Origin of the sequence: Herbaspirillum robiniae, assembly GCF_002213415.1 — a bacterium.
In the GTDB taxonomy this organism is placed as follows: Bacteria; Pseudomonadota; Gammaproteobacteria; order Burkholderiales; family Burkholderiaceae_D; genus Herbaspirillum; species Herbaspirillum robiniae.
On sequence record NZ_NJGU01000019.1, the window covers coordinates 28,288 to 47,520 of the forward strand.

Consider the following 19,233-nt stretch of genomic DNA (forward strand, 5'->3'; position numbering starts at 1 on the left):
TCTCCGGGGCCTTTTTTCTGGCCGCTCCGTTTTACCCTTTTTCCGGCTTTCCCGCTTTGCTCCCGGTCATTCTCCGTTGTCGTCGGCGGGGACTTCTGCGTCCGTGTCGACCGGATCCTTGTCCAGGCCTGCCATCTGCAGGATGCGTTCGTTTGCTTCGTCCAGGCCGATGCGCTTGAGCGCGGAGAACAGCTGGGCCGTGAAGGGGAAGGGCTCGCCGTTGTCGTCCACATAGCTGGCCAGGAAGGTGCGCGCCTGGCGCAGCGCATTGGTGGCGTCGTTGCGGTTGAGCTTGTCGGCCTTGCTCAGGATGCAATGGATGGGTTTGCCGGTGGGGGCGAACCACTCGATCATCTGGATATCCAGGTCGGTGAAGGGCCGGCGCGAATCGACGATCATCACCAGGCCCGCCAGCTGCGGGCGGTGGCGCACATAGTCGCCCAACAGCGCCTGCCAGTGGTGCTTGGCGCCGCCGGATACCTCGGCATAGCCGTAGCCGGGCAGGTCGACCACCATGGCGCGGATCTCATCCGGACGCGCCTCGTCGTTGCGGTGCTGGCCCACGTGGGCGCCGCCGACCGAGAAGTAATTGATGTGCTGCGTGCGGCCCGGGGTCTTCGAGGCGAAGGCCAGGCGCTTCTGGTTGCACAGGATGTTGATTGCCGTGGACTTGCCGGCGTTGGAGCGGCCGGCAAAGGCGATCTCGGGCACGGTGGTCTTGGGCAGGTCCCGCAGGTGATTGACGGTGGTGAAAAAGCGGGCTTGCCAAAGTTGCGACATGGTGGGGGGAAATCCGAAAGAGGGGACGAAAAACGCGGAAAAGCTATTGTACAATGGCCCGATACCCATTGCCGTGTTGACGCCAAGCAATCAAAAAATATGGCGGCCATTGGAGACAGGTCAAAAGACCGGCATTTGGTATGGGGGCAGCCAGCCGCCAAACGGGCAAAATCTTCCAATTCCACAATAAGTATTAGGGTGACGAATGAACCGTGCCTTTTCCCCGCTCTTGCATACCGTGTTTGTTGCATTGCTGGCAGTATCGACACTGGCAAGCGCAGCTGAAGAAAAAAAAGCAGTAGCCAAGGCCGATCCGGCCAAAGGTGAAACCCTCTATACCAACGGCGACAACGCCCGCAACATCGTGGCCTGCGTATCTTGCCACGGCGCGGCCGGCAACTCGACCATTACCCAGAACCCCAGGCTGGCCGGCCAGCATGAGGCCTACATCGCCAAGCAGCTGATGAACTTCCGCACGCCGGAGCGCAACAACCCGGTGATGTCGCCGCTGGCCAAGGCGCTCTCTGATGAAGACATCAAGAACGTCGCGGCCTACCTGGCGACGCAGGCGCCCAAGCCGGGCGCGGCCAAGAACAAGGACACCATCGACCTGGGCAAGCAGATCTGGCGCGGCGGCATCGCGGCCAAGAACGTGCCCGCCTGCGCCGGCTGCCACAGCCCGAACGGCGCCGGCATTCCGGCCCAGTATCCGCGCCTGGCCGGCCAGCACCAGGATTACACGGTGGCCCAGCTGACCAATTTCCGTGGCGGCGGCCGCGCCAACAGCCCGCAGATGGTGACCATCGCCGAGCGCCTGTCGGACAAGGAAATCAAGGCGGTGGCGGACTACATCGCCGGCCTGAAGTAAAAGGACGCGTGCGGATCCGGCAACGGGAGGCGGCCATCGTGCCGCCTCTTTTTTCGTCCGCGTCCCGGTCCGGGATTTCCTCGCCGATTTTTCGCCCGGGCTTGATGCAGCTCCTGGCGCGACATCGCTGCTCGCATCACCATGGGCGGCGAATGCGCCGGGCATCCGAACCGGGCCGGGCGCCGATGGCCCGGCGAAAATATTCCCGGTTCGCGTTTTGGGCGCGTCTCCCGCGCCAGATAAGCGTTTGCGCATATCGCGACTACGCAGCCGCGTATCACGGACTTTCGCCGGGGACGGTAAAATCCCGGGTTGACCATGCTTTGCCGACCGGCAAGGCGAACCCATACAGCGGCGCCGCGCAGGCTCCGCTCAGGCAGGAATAAGGCAGGATTTATGACGACGGGCAGCAGTACCCAAGGGATTCAGATCAGGACCAGGCAGCGCTGGGTCGGCGACGCGGTGGAACTGGTGTCATCGATGCGTTTCGCCATCAGCCTCTTGACGCTGATCGCCATCGCTTCGGTGATCGGCACGGTGATGAAGCAGAACGAGCCGATGCCCAACTACGTGAACCAGTTCGGCCCGTTCTGGTTCGAGGTGTTCAACAAGCTGGGGCTGTACGCGGTGTATTCGGCCTGGTGGTTCCTGCTGATCATGGGCTTCCTGGTGCTGTCGACCTCGCTGTGCATCGCGCGCAACGCGCCCAAGATGCTGCGCGACGTCAAGAGCTGGCGCGACAACGTGCGCGAGCAGTCGCTGCGCAACTTCCACCACAAGCTCGAATGGAGCCTCGCCGAGGCGCCGCCGCAGGCCGCCGCGCGGCTGGCCAAACAGGTGGGCGCGAAGGGCTACAAGGTCAGGCTGCTGGACAAGGACGGCGGCACGCTGCTGACGGCCAAGCAGGGCGCGGCCAACAAGTTCGGCTACATCTTCGCGCACGCGGCCATCGTCATCATCTGCCTGGGCGGCCTGCTCGACTCCGACCTGCCGATCCGCTTCCAGCAATGGTTCTACGGCAAGGCCGCGTTCGCCGGCAACGGCATCATCTCGCAGATTCCCGACCGCTATCGCCTGGGCATCGGCAACCCGACCTTCCGCGGCAACACCATGATTCCGGAGGGCTCGGCCAGCAGCACCGCGATCATCCCGCAGCAAGACGGCGTGATGATCCAGGACCTGCCGTTCACCATCCATCTGAAGCGCTTCATCATCGACTTCTACTCGACCGGCATGCCCAAGCTGTTCGCCAGCGAGGTGGTGGTGCGCGACCATGAAACCGGCAAGGAAACCGCTGCCACCATCAAGGTCAACGAGCCGCTGATCTACAAGAACGTGGCGATCTACCAGTCCAGCTTCGAAGACGGCGGCAGCAAGTTGAAGCTGGTCGGCTACCCGATGCGCGGCGGCGACAACGGCCGCTTCGACATCGCCGGCGAAGTCAGCGGCAGCACGCCGCTGCCGCCGGGCATGGGCGACTACACGGTGGAGTGGAGCGGCTTCCGCCCCTTCAACGTGGAGAACATGAACGCGGCCGGCAGCGGCGCGGCCTCCAACGCAGGCGACGCGCGCGCGGTCAACGTCGGCAAGACCGTCAACCGCGGCTTCATGGGCGACCTCGACAAGCACCTCGGCTCCAGCGCCAAGAGCGTCAACAGCAAGGACTTCAAGAACGTCGGCCCGAGCGTGCAGTACAAGCTGCGCGACAAGACCGGCCAGGCGCGCGAATACTTCAACTACATGCAGTCGCTGCAGATCGACGGCGCCTACGTGTTCCTGGCCGGCATGCGCGAGCAACCCGACCAGCCGTTCCGCTACCTGCGCATTCCGGCCGACGACAACGACAGCGTGGCCGAGTGGATGCGCCTGCGCGCGGCGCTGGCCAATCCGGCCTTGCGCGAGGAAGCGGCGCGCCGCTACGCGCGCCAGGCGATCGCCGGCGGCCGCGAAGCGCCGGCCGCGCTGCGCGAGCAACTGCAGCAGTCGGCCCAGCGCGGGCTGGACATCTTCGCCGGCGACGGCAAGGTGTCCGGCTTCATCGCGGTGACGCGCTTCCTCGAGAAGCTGCCCGCAGCCGAGCAGGAGAAGGCGGCCGACATCTTCATGAAGATACTCAACGGCAGCATGTGGGAGCTGTGGCAGGCCGCGCGCGTCAAGGACGGACTGGAGCCGGTCAAGAGCGACGAGGCGCACGGCAAGTACCTGCAGCTGGCGATCAATGCGCTGGCCGACTCGGCCTTCTATCCGGCGCCGGTGTTCCTGCAGCTCTCAAGCTTCCAGGAGATCAAGGCATCGGTGCTGCAGGTGACGCGTTCGCCGGGCAAGAAAGTGGTCTATCTTGGCTGCCTGTTCCTGGTGCTGGGCGTGTTCGCGATGCTCTACATCCGCGAACGCCGCCTGTGGATCTGGATCAAGCCGGGCGAAGCCGGCGCCGGCAGCCGCGCGCTGATGGCCATGAGCACCCAGCGCAAGACGCTGGACTTCGACAAGGAATTCGAGCAGATGAAGGCAAGGCTGGCGGGCACCGCCGGCGCTTCATCCTGAACGGGCAAGAGCCGGCGCGGCAATATACGATAAGCCGGCAATCGATATACATGACGGAGACCGTGCCGCCGGCATATGGCGGTTATCATCCTGCGCATATATGGGCTGGCGGCGCCGCCGCTAGCATGGCAGCAGGAGCGCAGTGGAGAACGGAATGGAATTGACGGAAGCAACCCAAGGTTATACCCAGGAGCAGGGCTTCTTTCGCCGCCTGAGCGCGGTGGACTGGATTTACGCGGCGGCGCTGGTCGCCGGCTCGCTGTACGCGTTCGCGCGTTTCGGCGACTTCATGGACTACTACGAGAAGGCGGTGCTGCTGCTGGCCGCGCCCACCTTCGCCTGGCTGGGCTGGCACTGGAAGTCGGCGCGCCTGCTGATGGCGCTGATCGCGATCTTCTCGCTGGGCGCCATCGCCATGTACGGCGGCGCGCTGGAGATGGCCGACAAGAAGTTCTTCCTCAAGTACATGCTCTCCAGCCAGTCGGCGATCCTGTGGATGAGCGCGCTGTTCTTCCTCTCCACCCTGTTCTACTGGGGCGGCCTGGCCACGCGCGCCGGCACCGGCTCCGCGATCGGTTCGCGCCTGTGCTGGGCGGCGGTGCTGCTGGGCTTCACCGGCATGATGGTGCGCTGGTACGAGTCCTACCTGATCGGCCCCGACGTCGGCCACATCCCCATCTCCAACCTGTACGAAGTCTTCATCCTGTTCTGCATGATCACGGCGCTGTTCTACCTGTATTACGAAGAGCGCTACGCCACCCGCCAGCTGGGCGCCTTCGTGCTGACAGTGATCTCGGCGGCGGTCGGTTTCCTGATGTGGTATACCGTCTCGCGGGATGCGGCCGAGATCCAGCCGCTGGTGCCCGCGCTGCAGAGCTGGTGGATGAAGATCCACGTGCCGGCCAACTTCATCGGCTATGGCACCTTCGCGCTGGCGGCCATGGTGGCGGTGGCCTACCTGCTGAAAGAAAAGGGCATCCTGGCCGACCGCCTGCCTTCGCTGGAAGTGCTGGACGACGTGATGTACAAGGCGATCGCCGTGGGCTTCGCCTTCTTCACCATCGCCACCATTCTCGGCGCCCTGTGGGCGGCCGAGGCCTGGGGCGGCTACTGGTCGTGGGACCCGAAGGAAACCTGGGCGCTGATCGTCTGGCTCAATTACGCGGCCTGGCTGCACATGCGCCTGATGAAGGGCCTGCGCGGGCAGGTCGCCGCATGGTGGGCGCTGGTCGGCCTGCTGGTGACGACCTTCGCCTTCCTGGGCGTGAACATGTTCCTTTCCGGCCTGCATTCCTACGGCGAACTTTGAGCGCGCTTGCCTATCCTTCATCAGGATGGCAGGCGCCATTCTGAGAGAGGAAAACACATGAAAGACCCCGGCAACGCGATCGACCTGGTCATCTTCGATTGCGACGGAACCCTGGTCGACAGCGAAGTGGTGGCGGCCCAGGCCTGGTCCGAGCACGTCGCCGCCTATGGCGTCGACCTCACCGCGCAGCAGGCGCTGGCGCAATTTCGCGGCGTGAGCATGAAGCTGTGCCTGGCCCGCATCGAAGAGCTGCACGGCAAGCCGCTGCCGGCCAGTTTCGAGGCCGAGCTGCGCGCGCTCATGGCCGTGATGCTGGAGCAGCGCCTGCAGCCCATCGCCGGCGCGCTGGAAATGGTGCAGGCGCTGGCCGTGCCCTATGCGCTGGCGTCCAACGCGCCGCATCACAAGATCGAACTCTGCCTGCGCGTGACCGGCCTGCTGCCGTATTTCGCCGGCCGCATCTACAGCGCCTACGACGTGCAGCGCTGGAAGCCGGATCCGGCGCTGTTCCTGTTCGCCGCCGACAGCCTGGGCGTGGCGCCCTCGCGCTGCGCCGTGGTGGAGGACAGCCTGCCCGGCGTGCAGGCAGGCCTGGCGGCCGGCATGAAGGTGATCGCGCTGCAGGAGCACGGCGTGCATCCGGAGATGCCTGACGGCGTCTCCGTCATCGCGCGCCTGGCCCAGCTGCATCCGCACCTGGCCTGATTCGGCCACGTGCCGGATCCAAGGCCGGCGAATTTAGGTAAGATCGAAGGCAAGCGCCTACCAACCTGCCCATCGAGCATGAACCGTCACATAGACCGCGACCGCCAAATCATTTACTGCGACCGCCACATCGAGGTGCGTCCGCTGGGCCTGCGCGAGGCGGCCGCCCTGTATGACGCCGTGCATCGCTCCAAGCGCGCAATCAGCGAATGGGAGGCCTGGTGCACGCAGGATTATTCGCTGGCCGACGCCAAGCAGTTCTTGCAGCGCAGTATCGAGCAGTGGAGCGTCAACGCCGCCTACGACTTCAATGTGATCGAGCGCTCCACCGGACTCATCGTGGGATCGGTGGCGGTGAACCAGATCAGCCAGCTGAACCAGCTCGCCAACCTCGGTTACTGGGTGCGCGAGGGTTACACCGGGCGCGGCATCGCGGTCACGGCCGCGCGGGCGGCGGCGGGCTTCGCCTTCGCCAAGACCGGGCTGACCCGGCTGGAAATCGTGGCCCAGGCCGGCAACCTGCGCAGCCAGCGGGTGGCCGAGAAGACCGGCGCCACGCTGGAATGCCTGGCCCGCAACCGGCTGGTGTTCCACGGCGAGCCGCGCGACGCCAAGGTGTTTTCGCTGGTGCCGTCCGATCTCGGCCTGTCGGTGCCGGCGGCCGCCTGAGGCGGTTTTTTACTTTCTCGCAATTTCCAACAAGAAATTCTTCGTCCCAGGCGTCGTTTTTCTGCGCCATTTCGCCTGATCGATACGTTTGGCAACAATTGTTTCGTTTTTATTTTGTTCCGAAAACGTGCACAAACATGGGTTTGCTGACAGCGCTGTCAGCCAGTGTTGGCGGGGGTTTGCGCCATTTTTGCGCAGCAGCGTAAAAATCCTGCATCAAAATAATTCGAAATTGGCTGACAAAATACTGACTTTTCACGTATTCCAAATCGCGATTGGCGCGTTACATACTTAAAGCGTCCGTTTAGAAGGACGCTTCTGTATCTGGAGCAGTTGCCCGGAGTTAAGCATTTGTGCCGGGATGCTGCCGGTTCTTCGCCTCAGGAACGAAGGACTTTAAGCGTCAAGCGACGTAAGAGGAAATACGATGCAAGCTATTCAACGCAACAAGACCGCCAATAATAACCACGCCGGCCGCGCCGCCCAACAATACGTCATGGGCGGGGAGGCGCGCGCTTCCCGTCTGGCCAAGCGCCTCAAGGGCGCCGACGCCGCGCCCCAGGATGACGACTGCAATTCGCGTTACGACAAGATCTCCAAGCAGATGGACGACATCGTCGAGGGCGGTTCGCCGCAGCGCTTCAAGCGCCCCAAGATGGAAAGCGACATCATCGCCCGCTGATGCAACAATGCCGCCGTACCCGGCAACGGGCACGGCGGCATTTCTTTAATCGCTCTGATCGGCTTGCCGGCGGGGCAAGCCGGCGCGCAGGGTTCGGCGCTCAGACCGTTTCTTCGCGCGGGTCCCGGGACAGCAGCCGGGATACCATTTCCTGCACCGTCACCCCTTCAAACAAGGCTGCCGCCACCGCATCGGTGATCGGCATGTCGATGCCCTTTTCCTGCGCCAGTTCGCGTACCGCCTTGGCGCAGCGCACCCCTTCGGCGACATGGCCCAGCTCGGCCACGATGTCGTCCAGCTTCTTGTTCTTGGCCAGGCCCAGGCCCACGCGCCGGTTGCGCGAAAGATCGCCCGTGCAGGTCAGGATGAGGTCGCCCACGCCCGAGAGGCCCATGAAGGTTTCCGGCCGGCCGCCCAGGGCCACGCCCAGTCGGGTGATCTCGGCCAGGCCGCGGGTGATCAGCGCGGCGCGCGCGTTCAGTCCCAGCTGCAGGCCGTCGGCCACGCCGGTGGCGATCGCCAGGATGTTCTTGACGGCGCCGCCGATCTCTACGCCCACCAGGTCGTCGCTGGAATAGATGCGGATGTTGTTGCCGTGGACCGCCGCCACCACCCGCTCGCACAGCGTGGCGTCGGCGCCGGCGATGGTCAGCGCGCACGGCAGGCCGCGCGCCACTTCCTGGGCGAACGAGGGGCCCGACAGCGCGCCGGCCGGCAGCTCCGCGCCCAGCACCTGCTGCACGATCTGGTGCGGCAGCAGGCGCGTGCCTTCTTCCAGCCCCTTGCACAGCCAGACCAGATTCGGAATCGGATACGCCTTGAGATGGCCCGCCAGGTCGCGCAGGCCGGACACGGACGACGCCGCGATCAGCAGCGAATCGCCGGGATCGGCGCATACGTGGCCTACCGCGGCCTCGAAGTCGGCGCTCACCGCCAGTTCGGCGGGCAGCGGAAAGCCGGGCAGGTAAAGCTGGTTTTCGCGCTGCTGCGAGGCCTGCTGCATGGCCTCGGCGTTGCGGCCCCAGAGGATGACGTCGTGCTTGCGCGCCAGCGGAATGGCGAGGGCGGTGCCCCACGCGCCGGCGCCCAGGATGGTGATTTTCATTGGATGGCGTCGATCGCTGAGATGGATGCGGATGGCGGCGCGGGCTTAGTCGCCCCAGACGTCGCCGACCTTGGCGAAGCCGGTCTGGCCGTCGCGATGGCGGACCTTCACCCAGCCGTTGTTGGGGCTTTCCAGCATTTCCAGCAGCACGTTCTTGTCGGCGGAGAAGACCACCGGGCTGTTTTCATCGGCGCCGTTGAAGATGCGCGCATTGGCGGCCGACACGACCAGCATGCGCTTGGGCGTGAGCGCCTTGGACTGCATCCACGACAGCGTGCCGGCGGCATCGCGTACCTTGCTCCATTCGCCGTAGGTCAGCACCACTTCCACCGGCATGCCGCGCGGGGCGACATAGACGCGGCGACCCTTCTCGGAGGGTGCGTCGTACATGATCACGGGCGAGGCGCCGACCGACTTGAAGTCGAGGGCCATGGCGTCCTTGGCCATGAAGGCGCAGAACAGGGTTGCGGAAAGGATCAGGGACAGGCGTTTCATCGTTGGATTCTCCGCAGGAGGGGATGCGCCGCGGCACACGCGCAAAGCGCGGGCCGCGGCGGGATGTCCGCGCGCCGGGCGGCTGGCCTGTCACCGACTGTTCGGATCAGGCCCGCATCCCGGCAGGCATGCGGCGGGCGATCAGTTGACGGCGGTCGAGCCGTTGTTGACCAGGGTGGCGCCTTGCTGCTCGGCCAGCGCCTGCAGGCGCTGCTGGTAGAACACTTCGAAGTTGATCTCGGCCAGGTGCACCGGCGGGAAACCGGCGCGGGTGATGGCGTCGGCGATGTTGGCGCGCAGGTACGGGTAGATGATGTTGGGGCAGCCGATGCCCAGGAGCGGGTCCAGCTGTTCGGCCGGCACGTTGCGGATCTCGAAGATGCCGGCTTGCTTGCCCTCGACCAGGAAGGCCACCTTGTCCTTGACCTTGGCGGTCACGGTGATGGTCACGGTCGACTCGAACACGCCTTCAGCCAGCGCTTCGGCGCCGACGTCCACCGACACCTCGATGGCCGGGGCTTCCTGTTCCAGGAAGATGGCCGGGGAGTTCGGCTGTTCCAGCGACAGGTCCTTCAGGTAGACGCGCTGGATCTGGAAAACGGGTTGCTGCTCTTGTTGGTTCTGTTCCGACATGGATCTCTTTCAGGTTCGGTGAAACGTTGATTGTAGTTGCTGCCGTGGCGTCAGGCTTGCAGCAGCGGGTCCAGCTTGCCGGCGCGGTCCAGTGCGCTCAGATCGTCGAAACCGCCGACATGGGTGTCGCCGATGTAGATCTGGGGCACGGTGCGGCGGCCGGTTTTCTGCATCATCAGCTCGCGCTGCTGAGGTTCGAGGTCGACGCGGATTTTCTCGATCTGCGCCACGCCCTTGCTGGTGAGCAGGCGCTCGGCCATCACGCAGTACGGGCACACGGCGGTGCAGTACATGACGACCGGGGCGCTCATTTTGCGTCCTTGGTGGTCAGCGGCAGGCCCTGGCCGGTCCAGGCGGCGATGCCGCCGTTCAGGCCGTAGACTTCGGTGAAGCCGGCCTTCTTCAGCGTGGCTTCGGCGCGGTTGGCCTGGGTGCCGTTCTGGCAGACCACGATCACCGGGCGGCCCTTGAGCTTGTCCAGCTCGGAGATGCGTTGCGGCAACTCCTTCAACGGGATGTTGCGGGCGTCGCGCAGGTGGCCGGCGGCGAACTGGTCGGCGTCGCGCACGTCCAGCACCAGGGTCTTGCCCTGGTTGAGCATCTGCGTGGCCTGCAGCAGCGTGAGCTTATTGCCGCGCTGCTGGATGTAAGGAACCAGCAGGGCGCCGCCGGAGACCAAGGCCAGAGCGATCAGGAAAATATTGTCGATGATGAATTTCACGGCTGTCCAATGAGTTTACTGAATCCCGGCATTATAAAATAGAAGCATTCGCGGTTTGCATTATTGCCATCGCCTGCCCTGCAAGGGTCCGGAAGCCGCCGCGGCCCTGGCGTTTGCGCCGCCCGCGCCCCGCTTTATCCATCATCAGAAAAGTCCCACTATGTACAAGATCGTATTCATGCGCCACGGCGAATCGACCTGGAACCTGGCCAACCGCTTCACCGGCTGGGTCGACGTCGACCTGACCGAGAAGGGCGTGGCCGAAGCCCGCCAGGCCGGCAAGCTGTTGAAGGAAGCCGGCTTCAAGTTCGACCTGGCCTACACCTCGGTGTTGAAGCGCGCCATCCGCACCCTGTGGACCACGCTGGACGAGATGGACCAGATGTATGTCCCGGTGAAGAACGACTGGCGCCTGAACGAGCGCCACTACGGCGCGCTGCAAGGCCTGAACAAGGCCGAGACCGCCGCCCAGTACGGCGACGAGCAGGTGCTGGTCTGGCGCCGTAGCTACGACACCCCGCCCAACCCGCTGCCGGTGGGCGACGAGCGCGACGCCTTCGGCGACGCCCGCTACGCCGGCCTGTCGCGCGAGCAGGTGCCGCTGACCGAATGCCTGAAGGACACCGTGGCGCGCGTGCTGCCGGCCTGGAACGACTCCATCGCCCCGGCCATCCGCGCCGGCAAGCAGATCATCGTCTCGGCCCACGGCAACAGCCTGCGCGCCCTGATCAAGTACCTGGACGGCATCAGCGACAACGACATCGTCGGCCTGAACATCCCCAACGGCCAGCCGCTGGTGTATGAGCTGGACGCCGACCTCAAGCCGATCAAGAGCTACTACCTGGGCGACCAGTCGGCCATCGAAGCCGCGCTGAAGGCGGTGGCCAACCAAGGGAAGTCGAAATAAAACTGCGTTTCTCCCGCCAGGCGGCCATGGCGCCGCCGCTGTCATTCCCAGGCGAATGCGAACGGCTTGCGCGTACCGGATCCTTGTCCGGCGCGCGGGACGGGCGCATTCGCCCGGTCGCGTCGGCGCCGCTGCTGGCGGCGCTCGTCGCTTGCGTGGCCATGGCGCTGTGGCCGGCCTGGTCGCAGGCGCAGGCCATCACCGAACGCACCAAGCAGAAGCAGGCCGCCGAGAAGGAGCGCGCCGACCTGCAACAGCGCCTCTCCACCCTCAAGCGCGACATCGACCAGACCGAAACCGCCAAGGACAATGCCGCCGATGCGCTGGCCGTGTCCGAGCAGGCGATCTCCAAGGCCAACCGCTCGCTGCGCGACCTGGCACAGGAGCAGCAGGACACCGAGAACCGGCTGGCGCAGCTGGTCAAGCAGCTCAACGAGCTCACCGCCCTGGTCAACGCCCAGCAGGCGCAGCTCTCGCGGCTGCTGCGCGAGCAGTACGTGGCCGGCAACGAGGACCGCATCAAGCTGCTGCTCTCCGGCGACAATCCCAACCGCATCAACCGCGAGCTGCAGTACATGGGCTACGTCTCGCAGGCGCAGGCCCGGCTGATCGAGACCTTGCGCGCCAACCAGCAGGCCATCCGCGCCAACAAGGCCGATACCCAGAACGCCAAGTTCGAGCTGGAAGAGATCGCCCAGGAAGAAACCGAACAGAAGAAGGTGCTGGAGAAGGAAAAGGCGCGCCGCTCGACGCTGCTGTCGCAGCTGTCCACCAAGCTCAATGCGCAGCGCAAGGAAGTCGGCCGCATCGAGCAGGACCAGCAGCGCCTCTCCAGCCTGGTCGACAAGCTGGCCCAGATCATCGAGCAGCAGAAAAAGGCGGAAGCCGAGGCGCGCGAGAAGAAGCGCCAGGAACAATTGGCCAAAGCCCGTGCCGAACGCGAGAAGCGTCTGGCTGAACAGCGCGCCCGCGCCGCTGCGCGCGCCGCCGAGGCGGCCAAGGCCGGCAAGCCGGCGCCCAAGATGCCGGACCCGGCCGACGCCATCGATGACGACGAACCGCCGCAGGCCGCCTCGCTGGGCCGCAACGATACGCTGCCGGAGCTGCAGTCGGACAACTTCGGCAAGCCCTTCGCCAGCCTGCGCGGGCAGTTGCGCCTGCCGGTCAAGGGCGACCTGACCTCGAAATTCGGCAGCCGCCACGGCGACGGGCCGACCTCGCGCGGCATGTTCATCCGCGCCTCGGAAGGCGCCGAAGTGCGCGCGGTGGCGGCCGGACGGGTGGTGTTCGCGGACTGGTTGCGCGGTTTCGGCAACCTGATCATCGTCGACCACGGCAGCCAGTACATGACGATCTACGGCAACAACCAGTCGGTGCTCAAGCGCGCCGGCGATGTGGTCAAAGCGGGCGAAGCCATCGCCACCGCGGGTAACAGCGGCGGCAACGAGCAATCGGGTTTATACTTTGAAATGCGGCATCAGGGCCGCGCATTCGACCCACAAGGGTGGGTAACTACTAGGTGACACATGGGCAGCAAACTCAAGAATATCAGTCTGATCGGTTTGGGCATGGTGGCAGGCGCCACCGCAATGATCCAGTTCGACGCCATCGCGCAGAAGAATGCGACGGCTTCGCTGCCCCTGGAAGAGCTGCGCCAGATGGCCGACGTGTTCGGCCTGATCAAGTCGGACTACGTCGAACAGGTCGACGACAAGAAGCTGCTGACCGAGGCCATTTCCGGCATGGTCGCCTCGCTCGACCCGCACTCGGCCTATCTGGACAAGAAGGCCTACAAGGAGCTGCGTGAAGGCACCATGGGCAAGTTCGTCGGCCTGGGCATCGAGGTCGGCATGGAAGACGGCTACGTCAAGGTGATCTCGCCGATCGAGGATTCCCCGGCGTTCAAGGCCGGCATCAAGGCCGGCGACCTGATCACCCGCCTGGACAGCACCCCGGTCAAGGGCCTGACCCTGGACGAGGCGGTCAAGAAGATGCGCGGCGAGCCCAACACCAAGATCACGCTGACCATCGCCCGCAAGGAAGAAGACAAGCCCATCATCCTGACCATCACGCGCCAGGAAATCCGCGTGCAGAGCGTCAAGTCCAAGGTCATCGAACCGGGCTACGCCTGGCTGCGCGTGACCCAGTTCCAGGAGCCGACGGTGGACGACATGGCCAAGAAACTGGCCGCCATCTACGCCCAGGAGCCGAACCTGAAGGGCATCGTGCTGGACCTGCGCAATGACCCGGGCGGCGTGCTGCCCGGCGCCATCGGCGTGTCGGCCGCCTTCCTGCCCAAGGACGCGGTGGTGGTCTCGACCAACGGCCAGATCCCCAGCTCCAAGCAGACCTTCTACGCCAAGCGCGAGTTCTACGCCACCAACCCGCTGAACGACCCGCTGTCGCGCCTGCCGGACGCCATCAAGAAGGTGCCGATGGTGGTGCTGATCAACAGCGGCTCGGCCTCCGCTTCCGAAATCGTGGCCGGCGCGCTGCAGGATTACAAGCGCGCCACCATCATGGGCACGCAGTCCTTCGGCAAGGGTTCGGTGCAGTCGGTGATCGCATTGCCGCCGGAAAAGAACACCGCCGTCAAGCTCACCACCGCCCGCTACTTCACTCCCAAGGGTCGTTCGATCCAGGCGCGCGGCATCGTGCCTGACATCATGGTCGACGAGTATCCGGACGGCGATGGCCTCAACGGCCTGCGCCTGCGCGAAGCCGACCTGTCCAAGCACCTGACCAACGACACCGACAAGTCGGCCGAAGTGAAGGCGCAGACGCTGGACGAGCAGGCCGAGGAACGCCTGATCGCCGCCGAGAAGAAGCGCAAGCCGCTGGACTTCGGCAGCAAGGACGATTTCCAGTTGTCCCAGGCGCTGAACCACCTGAAGGGCCTGCCGGTGAAGGTCTCCAACGCCAAGCCTGAAGTGCGCAACGAAGAAGGCAAGCAGGACACGCCGGTGAAGGACGATCGCAAGGACAACAAGGCGCCGCCGGAAAAGATCGACACCAAGTAATCGCTTCGCACCAGATCGCCCCGGGCCGCTGCCAGCAAGCAGTGGCCCTTTTTCATGGGACGACACAACCAGCCCGACAGGCCCGCCATGGACGACCAACAGCTGCTGCGCTATTCGCGCCACATCCTGCTCGACGAGATCGACATCGAAGGCCAGTCGCGCCTGCTGGCCGCCCACGCGCTGGTGATCGGCGCCGGCGGCCTGGGTTCGCCGGCCGCGCTGTACCTGGCCTCGGCCGGGATCGGCCGCATCACGCTGGTCGACAACGATACGGTGGATCTGACCAACCTGCAGCGCCAGATCATGCACACCACCGCGCGCGTGGGCCAGCCCAAGGTCGAATCGGGCCGCGCGGCGCTGGCGCAGATCAATCCGGGCGTCGCCGTCACGGCGCTGGCCGAGCGCGTCGAAGGCGCGCGCCTGCAGGAGCTGGTGGCCTCGGCCGACGTCGTGCTGGACTGCAGCGACAACTTTGCCACCCGCCACGCCGTCAATCTCGCCTGCGTCCAGGCCGGGGTGCCGCTGGTGTCGGGCGCGGCGATCCGCTTCGACGGCCAGGTCAGCGTGTTCGACACGCGCCGTGACGACGCCCCCTGCTACGCCTGCCTGTTCCCGCCCGAGCGCGAGTTCGAGGAGGTGCAATGTTCGGTGATGGGCGTGTTCTCGCCGCTGGTGGGCATCATCGGCACCATGCAGGCGGCCGAAGCGCTCAAGCTGGTAGCCGGCATCGGCCGTTCACTGGCCGGGCGCCTGCTGATCCTGGATGCGCGCGAGATGGAATGGACGCAGATCGCCGTGGCGCGCGACCGCAATTGCCCGGTGTGCGGGAAAAGGCACGCCTAGGCGGCCTCCCTTGCCGCGAAGGCAAGCCTGCGGCCTCCACTTCCGGCCGATCTTCTGGTATAAACTGTACTCGGTTTGCCGCCGGAAACACGCGGCAAACCGGCCAGGTTGATGCTCGGAACGACCACAATTCCTAATTCTTGAGCCGATCGGCCGCCAACGCTGTGCCCGCACAGGGGATCTCATGAACGGCTCCATGCAAAGCGCACCAGCCTACAAGCCGCCGCGACGATGTCCGGCAGGGCGGGCTGTCCCCGCGCCGGCGCGCCGGCCCCGGCCCGATGGCCTCTTGGCATCCGGAAGCGTTGGTGTACAATCCTTGACCGCGAAAAAGGCTGCGCCATCTGCAGCCTGGTCCGGCAGGCAAGATCAACGTCGGCGATGCGGCCGCGCGAACTTCAAGCGAAGAGGTGCCAACGCGGCAAGGGAAGTGGATTCACAAGCGACCAGTTCCGGCAGCGAAGTATCAGTATCCGCCGGGAAAATGGATTAGTTGAAAAACCCCGTAGTATTGAAAGTAAGCGAAGTGGCAACCAAAACTCCCAAAACTACCCCTGCAGCGCAACAATTGCTGACTGAGGAGCAAATCCTCAAGATGGATGAGAAGGACTACATGAACGAAGCGCAGCTCGCTTTCTTCAAGGCCCGTCTCCAGCAACTGGAAAAGGATCTGCTCAAGAACGCGGATGAAACCACCGAACACCTGCGCGAAACCGTGCTGGTGCCCGATCCCGCCGACCGCGCCACGATCGAGGAAGAACACGCCCTCGAACTGCGCACCCGCGACCGCGAACGCAAGCTGCTGAAGAAAGTTCAGCAGTCCATCGTCTCGATCGACAACGGCGACTACGGCTGGTGTGAAGAAACCGGTGAACCCATCGGCATCCCGCGTCTGCTGGCGCGTCCCACCGCGACCCTGTCGCTGGAGGCGCAGCAACGCCGCGAGTTGAAGCAAAAGCTTTACGGCGACTGATCCCCGCCGTGCAGGAACAGCCCGGGCCGCTGGCCGGCCGGGCAACAGCGCCGGCAGCGTGGCCGTCGGCGCGGGTCGACTGACCGCATCGTTTTCGGCGGCGCCTGCGGCGCCGCCGCGCAGTTTCTGCAGTGCCCGGCCTGATCCGGTCGCCTGCATGGCCGCATCACCCGCTTGACCCCGATTTTCCGGAACGCCGGCGCATGCCGCCAGGCGCTTCCGACACAAGAACACCGCACATGCCCATCCTGCGTTCCATGCGTAGCTCCATCTTCATCGCCTTGCTGGCGATGTCGGTGCTGTTCGCGCAGATGCTGGGCTTCGTGCACGGCATCGCGCACGCCGGCTGGCAGCCGGGCGCGGTGCATTCGCTGATCGACGAGTCGCTGTTCGACTACGGCGACGCCCAGGAAGACGCCGTCGCCGACGCAAAGCAGACCGGTCCGCAATCCGGCCAGCATGCGCACGACCTGCATCACTCCTGCGCCGCCTACGACGCCGCCACGCTGTCGGCCGGCGTGCATTTCGATTTCCCGCCGCTGCCGCTGATGCCGCCGGTGCGCGTGCTGGCGCTGTGGCAGGCCTTCGCCTCCTGGGATGCGCCGCTCAACTGCCATTTCTCCTCGCGCGCGCCGCCGCGCTGAATTCCCTCCCTCCTGACTTCTGATTTTCGTTGCCGGTTGTCCCTCGTGCTTCCGGCCGCGCGCGCATGGCGCCGCCTTCAAGGCCGGCATGCGCCGCCGCGGCATGGGCACGTCCGGACGGCCGGCGTATCCCGCGCCGCCTGACATCCCTCCTGTCCACGCAGGCTGGCGGCGCTTCGCGCATCAACACGCGCACACCAAGGAATTCTCATGGCACTTCAACGCCAACTCATCGCCGCCGCGGTCGTCTCCGCGCTGGCCGCATGGTCCGCCTCCGCCTCGGCCCAGACCGCAACCGCCGGCAGCGACAACGCCGCCCCGGCGCAGCCCGCGCTGCAACCCATCGTCGTCACCGCCAACCCGTTCGCATCCGAAGAAGACGTGCAGGTGCTCACGCCCGCCAAGGTGCTGGCCGGCGACGAGCTCAAGAACAAGCTGGGCAACTCGCTGGGCGAGACGCTCTCGTCCGAACTGGGCGTGTCGGCCTCGGCCTTCGGCGCCGGCGCCTCGCGTCCCATCATCCGCGGCATGGAAGGCCCGCGCGTGATGATCCTGCAAAACGGCATGGGCGTGTCCGACGTCTCCACCGTCTCCAACGACCACGCGGTCGCCACCGAGGCCGCCACCGCGCGCCAGATCGAGATCCTGCGCGGTCCGGCGGCGTTGCTGTACGGCTCGGGCGCCATCGGCGGGCTGGTCAACGTGGTCAATGACCGCATTCCCACCGAACTGGTCGGCAAGCCCACCGGCACCGTCGAGGGCCGCTACGGCACGGTCGACGGCATGAAGAACGGCTCCTTCTCGCTGGATACCTCGGCCGGCCAGATCGGCCTGCACGTGGACGGCAACTACCGCGACAGCGACAACTACAAGATCCCCGGCAATGCCAAACAGGGCGACGCCTCCAGCGCCTCGGGCCGCCTGCCCAACTCGTTCACGCACGAGACCAGCGGCGGCGTGGGCGCGTCCTATGTCGCTAACTGGGGCTACGTGGGCCTGTCGGCGTCGACGCTGGACGACCACTACGGCATCCCCACCTCCGAGATGTCCTTCATCGACCTGCACCAGAGCCGCTACGACATCGATACGCTGGTCAACAACCCCTTCGCCGGCATCGAGAAGTTCCGCTTCAAGTTCGGCTACACCGATTACACCCACACCGAAAAGCAGCAAGACGGTACTCCCGCTACCGTGTTCAAGAACCGCGTGCTGCAGACCCGCTGGGAACTGACCCATGCCCCGCTTGCCGGCTGGCACGGCACCTTCGGCGTGCAGACCGAGCAGGGCAATTACTCGGCGCTGTCGGCCTCCAGCGGCACCTCGGAGCTGACGCCGCCGACCCGTTCGCAATCCTTCGCCGGCTTCCTGGTGGAAGAGCGCCAGTTCGGCCAGGTGCTGGCCAGCGCCGGCCTGCGCGGCGAAAGCGTGAGTCGTCGTCCGGACGGCACCAGCGGTCAGCAGGGACGCGACTTCAGCCTGCTCTCGTGGTCGGCCGGCGCGCTGTGGACCTTCCAGCCCGGTTACGGCCTGGGCCTGACCTACTCGCTGGCGCAGCGCGCGCCGACGGTGGAGGAGCTGTATTCCAACGGCCCGCATGAATCGACCGCCACCTTCGACATCGGCAGCAGCCAGCTGAAGAAGGAGACCTCCCACAACATCGAGCTGACGCTGCAAAAGACCGAAGGCATGTGGCGCTGGAAGGGCAACCTGTTCCGCAACAAGGTGCAGAACTACATCTACGGCCGCACCAACGGCCAGGTCGACGACAGCGGCGCGGCCGATCCGTCGGGCGAATTCACGCAACGCCTGTGGTCGCAGGGCGACGCCACCATCCGCGGCGCCGAGGCCGAACTCACCTGGAACTGGAACGGCGAGGGCTTCTCGGCGCGTACCTTCGCCGACACCTCGCGCGGCACGCTGGACGACCAGGGCAACCTGCCGCTGCAGCCGGCCACGCGCTATGGCATCGAGCTCGGCTACAAGTCCGGCCCCTGGGCCGGCGGCATGAAGGCGCTGCGCGCGCAGAAGCAGGACCGCCTGGCTTCTTTCGAGAGCTATGAGACGCCGGCCTACACGCAGCTCGACGCCAACCTGTCGTACACGCAAAAGCTCAACGGCGTGAAGCTCACCTGGTTCGCGCTGGCGCGCAACCTGCTGAACCAGGATATCCGCCTGTCCACCTCGGTGCTCAAGGAGTCGGTGCCGCTGGGCGGACGCAATCTGATTCTCGGCGTGCGCACCAGCTTCTGACCCGCCGCTACCGTGTGCCAGCGGGAAGGCCTGCCTTCCCGCCAGCGCGGCTTGCCCGGCCTGCTTCCGTGCGGAGGCGGCCGGG

19 protein-coding genes are annotated in these 19,233 nt (G+C 65.4%); 13 read left to right on the plus strand and 6 right to left on the minus strand.

Annotation, left to right across the window (positions count from 1 at the left end; all coding sequences use genetic code 11):
* Positions 1–66: 66 nt before the first annotated feature.
* A complete protein-coding gene (gene yihA / locus CEJ42_RS23815) occupies positions 67–780 on the minus strand; it encodes a ribosome biogenesis GTP-binding protein YihA/YsxC (protein ID WP_079217251.1) in 714 nt (237 codons plus the stop codon).
* A gap of 205 nt (positions 781–985) precedes the next feature.
* On the opposite strand from yihA, the gene CEJ42_RS23820 reads away from it, so the two are divergent.
* From CEJ42_RS23820 to CEJ42_RS23845, 6 genes are all read left to right on the plus strand, one after another.
* Positions 986–1,648 carry a c-type cytochrome gene (locus CEJ42_RS23820; protein ID WP_079217250.1) on the plus strand — a complete coding sequence of 221 codons (663 nt, stop codon included), beginning with the start codon at positions 986–988 and terminating at the stop codon, positions 1,646–1,648.
* Positions 1,649–2,044: 396 nt separating this feature from the next.
* Complete coding sequence (locus CEJ42_RS23825; protein ID WP_088752762.1) at positions 2,045–4,192, plus strand: cytochrome c biogenesis protein ResB; 2,148 nt, start codon at positions 2,045–2,047, stop codon at positions 4,190–4,192.
* Positions 4,193–4,346: 154 nt separating this feature from the next.
* Positions 4,347–5,501, plus strand: coding sequence for a c-type cytochrome biogenesis protein CcsB (gene ccsB / locus CEJ42_RS23830; protein ID WP_088752763.1), 1,155 nt, complete (start codon positions 4,347–4,349; stop codon positions 5,499–5,501).
* Between the two features lie 57 nt (positions 5,502–5,558).
* The gene (locus tag CEJ42_RS23835) at positions 5,559–6,206 is read left to right on the plus strand and encodes an HAD family hydrolase (protein ID WP_088752764.1); all 648 of its coding nucleotides are present in this window, start codon (positions 5,559–5,561) and stop codon (positions 6,204–6,206) included.
* A 78-nt stretch (positions 6,207–6,284) separates the two neighbouring features.
* Positions 6,285–6,875, plus strand: a complete 591-nt coding sequence (locus tag CEJ42_RS23840) for a GNAT family N-acetyltransferase (RefSeq protein WP_079217246.1) — start codon at positions 6,285–6,287, stop codon at positions 6,873–6,875.
* A 427-nt stretch (positions 6,876–7,302) separates the two neighbouring features.
* Positions 7,303–7,557 (plus strand): hypothetical protein, encoded by a 255-nt coding sequence (locus CEJ42_RS23845; RefSeq protein ID WP_079217245.1) that lies wholly within the window; start codon positions 7,303–7,305, stop codon positions 7,555–7,557.
* Positions 7,558–7,657: 100 nt separating this feature from the next.
* Here the strand turns inward: CEJ42_RS23845 and CEJ42_RS23850 are convergent, their stop codons facing one another.
* The 5 genes from CEJ42_RS23850 to CEJ42_RS23870 form a co-directional block, all read right to left on the minus strand.
* A complete protein-coding gene (locus CEJ42_RS23850; protein WP_079217244.1) occupies positions 7,658–8,662 on the minus strand; it encodes an NAD(P)H-dependent glycerol-3-phosphate dehydrogenase in 1,005 nt (334 codons plus the stop codon).
* A gap of 45 nt (positions 8,663–8,707) precedes the next feature.
* On the minus strand, positions 8,708–9,157 hold the full coding sequence (locus CEJ42_RS23855; RefSeq protein ID WP_088752765.1) for an SH3 domain-containing protein: 450 nt from the start codon (positions 9,155–9,157) through the stop codon (positions 8,708–8,710).
* Positions 9,158–9,298: 141 nt separating this feature from the next.
* The gene (gene secB / locus CEJ42_RS23860) at positions 9,299–9,790 is read right to left on the minus strand and encodes a protein-export chaperone SecB (RefSeq protein ID WP_079217242.1); all 492 of its coding nucleotides are present in this window, start codon (positions 9,788–9,790) and stop codon (positions 9,299–9,301) included.
* Positions 9,791–9,840: 50 nt separating this feature from the next.
* Complete coding sequence (gene grxC, locus CEJ42_RS23865; RefSeq protein ID WP_079217241.1) at positions 9,841–10,101, minus strand: glutaredoxin 3; 261 nt, start codon at positions 10,099–10,101, stop codon at positions 9,841–9,843.
* Positions 10,098–10,511, minus strand: coding sequence for a rhodanese-like domain-containing protein (locus CEJ42_RS23870; RefSeq protein ID WP_079217240.1), 414 nt, complete (start codon positions 10,509–10,511; stop codon positions 10,098–10,100). Before CEJ42_RS23870 ends, grxC begins: the two co-directional genes overlap by 4 nt.
* Positions 10,512–10,671: 160 nt before the next feature.
* On the opposite strand from CEJ42_RS23870, the gene gpmA reads away from it, so the two are divergent.
* The 7 genes from gpmA (at position 10,672) to CEJ42_RS23905 (ending at position 19,148) form a co-directional block, all read left to right on the plus strand.
* Positions 10,672–11,418, plus strand: a complete 747-nt coding sequence (gpmA, locus tag CEJ42_RS23875) for a 2,3-diphosphoglycerate-dependent phosphoglycerate mutase (RefSeq protein WP_079217239.1) — start codon at positions 10,672–10,674, stop codon at positions 11,416–11,418.
* A gap of 161 nt (positions 11,419–11,579) precedes the next feature.
* Positions 11,580–12,941: a murein hydrolase activator EnvC family protein gene (locus CEJ42_RS23880; RefSeq protein ID WP_079219234.1), complete on the plus strand. Its 1,362-nt coding sequence runs from the start codon at positions 11,580–11,582 to the stop codon at positions 12,939–12,941.
* 3 nt (positions 12,942–12,944) lie between these two features.
* Positions 12,945–14,438 carry a S41 family peptidase gene (locus CEJ42_RS23885; protein ID WP_079217238.1) on the plus strand — a complete coding sequence of 498 codons (1,494 nt, stop codon included), beginning with the start codon at positions 12,945–12,947 and terminating at the stop codon, positions 14,436–14,438.
* An 87-nt stretch (positions 14,439–14,525) separates the two neighbouring features.
* Positions 14,526–15,281: a HesA/MoeB/ThiF family protein gene (locus tag CEJ42_RS23890; RefSeq protein WP_088752767.1), complete on the plus strand. Its 756-nt coding sequence runs from the start codon at positions 14,526–14,528 to the stop codon at positions 15,279–15,281.
* A 568-nt stretch (positions 15,282–15,849) separates the two neighbouring features.
* Entirely contained in the window at positions 15,850–16,254 is a 405-nt protein-coding gene (gene dksA / locus CEJ42_RS23895; RefSeq protein WP_079217236.1) for an RNA polymerase-binding protein DksA, read from the plus strand.
* Positions 16,255–16,493: 239 nt separating this feature from the next.
* Positions 16,494–16,898: a hypothetical protein gene (locus CEJ42_RS23900; RefSeq protein WP_088752768.1), complete on the plus strand. Its 405-nt coding sequence runs from the start codon at positions 16,494–16,496 to the stop codon at positions 16,896–16,898.
* Positions 16,899–17,108: 210 nt separating this feature from the next.
* A complete protein-coding gene (locus tag CEJ42_RS23905; RefSeq protein ID WP_088752769.1) occupies positions 17,109–19,148 on the plus strand; it encodes a TonB-dependent receptor in 2,040 nt (679 codons plus the stop codon).
* The last annotated feature ends 85 nt before the right edge of the window (positions 19,149–19,233 follow it).

Bases quoted from the DNA above. Each gene is read 5' to 3' on its own strand.
- yihA (WP_079217251.1), bottom strand. From the start codon at position 780: ATGTCGCAACTTTGGCAAGCCCGCTTTTTCACCACCGTCAATCACCTG.
- CEJ42_RS23820 (WP_079217250.1), top strand. From the start codon at position 986: ATGAACCGTGCCTTTTCCCCGCTCTTGCATACCGTGTTTGTTGCATTG.
- CEJ42_RS23825 (WP_088752762.1), top strand. From the start codon at position 2,045: ATGACGACGGGCAGCAGTACCCAAGGGATTCAGATCAGGACCAGGCAG.
- ccsB (WP_088752763.1), top strand. From the start codon at position 4,347: ATGGAATTGACGGAAGCAACCCAAGGTTATACCCAGGAGCAGGGCTTC.
- CEJ42_RS23835 (WP_088752764.1), top strand. From the start codon at position 5,559: ATGAAAGACCCCGGCAACGCGATCGACCTGGTCATCTTCGATTGCGAC.
- CEJ42_RS23840 (WP_079217246.1), top strand. From the start codon at position 6,285: ATGAACCGTCACATAGACCGCGACCGCCAAATCATTTACTGCGACCGC.
- CEJ42_RS23845 (WP_079217245.1), top strand. From the start codon at position 7,303: ATGCAAGCTATTCAACGCAACAAGACCGCCAATAATAACCACGCCGGC.
- CEJ42_RS23850 (WP_079217244.1), bottom strand. From the start codon at position 8,662: ATGAAAATCACCATCCTGGGCGCCGGCGCGTGGGGCACCGCCCTCGCC.
- CEJ42_RS23855 (WP_088752765.1), bottom strand. From the start codon at position 9,157: ATGAAACGCCTGTCCCTGATCCTTTCCGCAACCCTGTTCTGCGCCTTC.
- secB (WP_079217242.1), bottom strand. From the start codon at position 9,790: ATGTCGGAACAGAACCAACAAGAGCAGCAACCCGTTTTCCAGATCCAG.
- grxC (WP_079217241.1), bottom strand. From the start codon at position 10,101: ATGAGCGCCCCGGTCGTCATGTACTGCACCGCCGTGTGCCCGTACTGC.
- gpmA (WP_079217239.1), top strand. From the start codon at position 10,672: ATGTACAAGATCGTATTCATGCGCCACGGCGAATCGACCTGGAACCTG.
- CEJ42_RS23880 (WP_079219234.1), top strand. From the start codon at position 11,580: ATGGCGCTGTGGCCGGCCTGGTCGCAGGCGCAGGCCATCACCGAACGC.
- CEJ42_RS23885 (WP_079217238.1), top strand. From the start codon at position 12,945: ATGGGCAGCAAACTCAAGAATATCAGTCTGATCGGTTTGGGCATGGTG.
- CEJ42_RS23890 (WP_088752767.1), top strand. From the start codon at position 14,526: ATGGACGACCAACAGCTGCTGCGCTATTCGCGCCACATCCTGCTCGAC.
- CEJ42_RS23900 (WP_088752768.1), top strand. From the start codon at position 16,494: ATGCCCATCCTGCGTTCCATGCGTAGCTCCATCTTCATCGCCTTGCTG.
- CEJ42_RS23905 (WP_088752769.1), top strand. From the start codon at position 17,109: ATGGCACTTCAACGCCAACTCATCGCCGCCGCGGTCGTCTCCGCGCTG.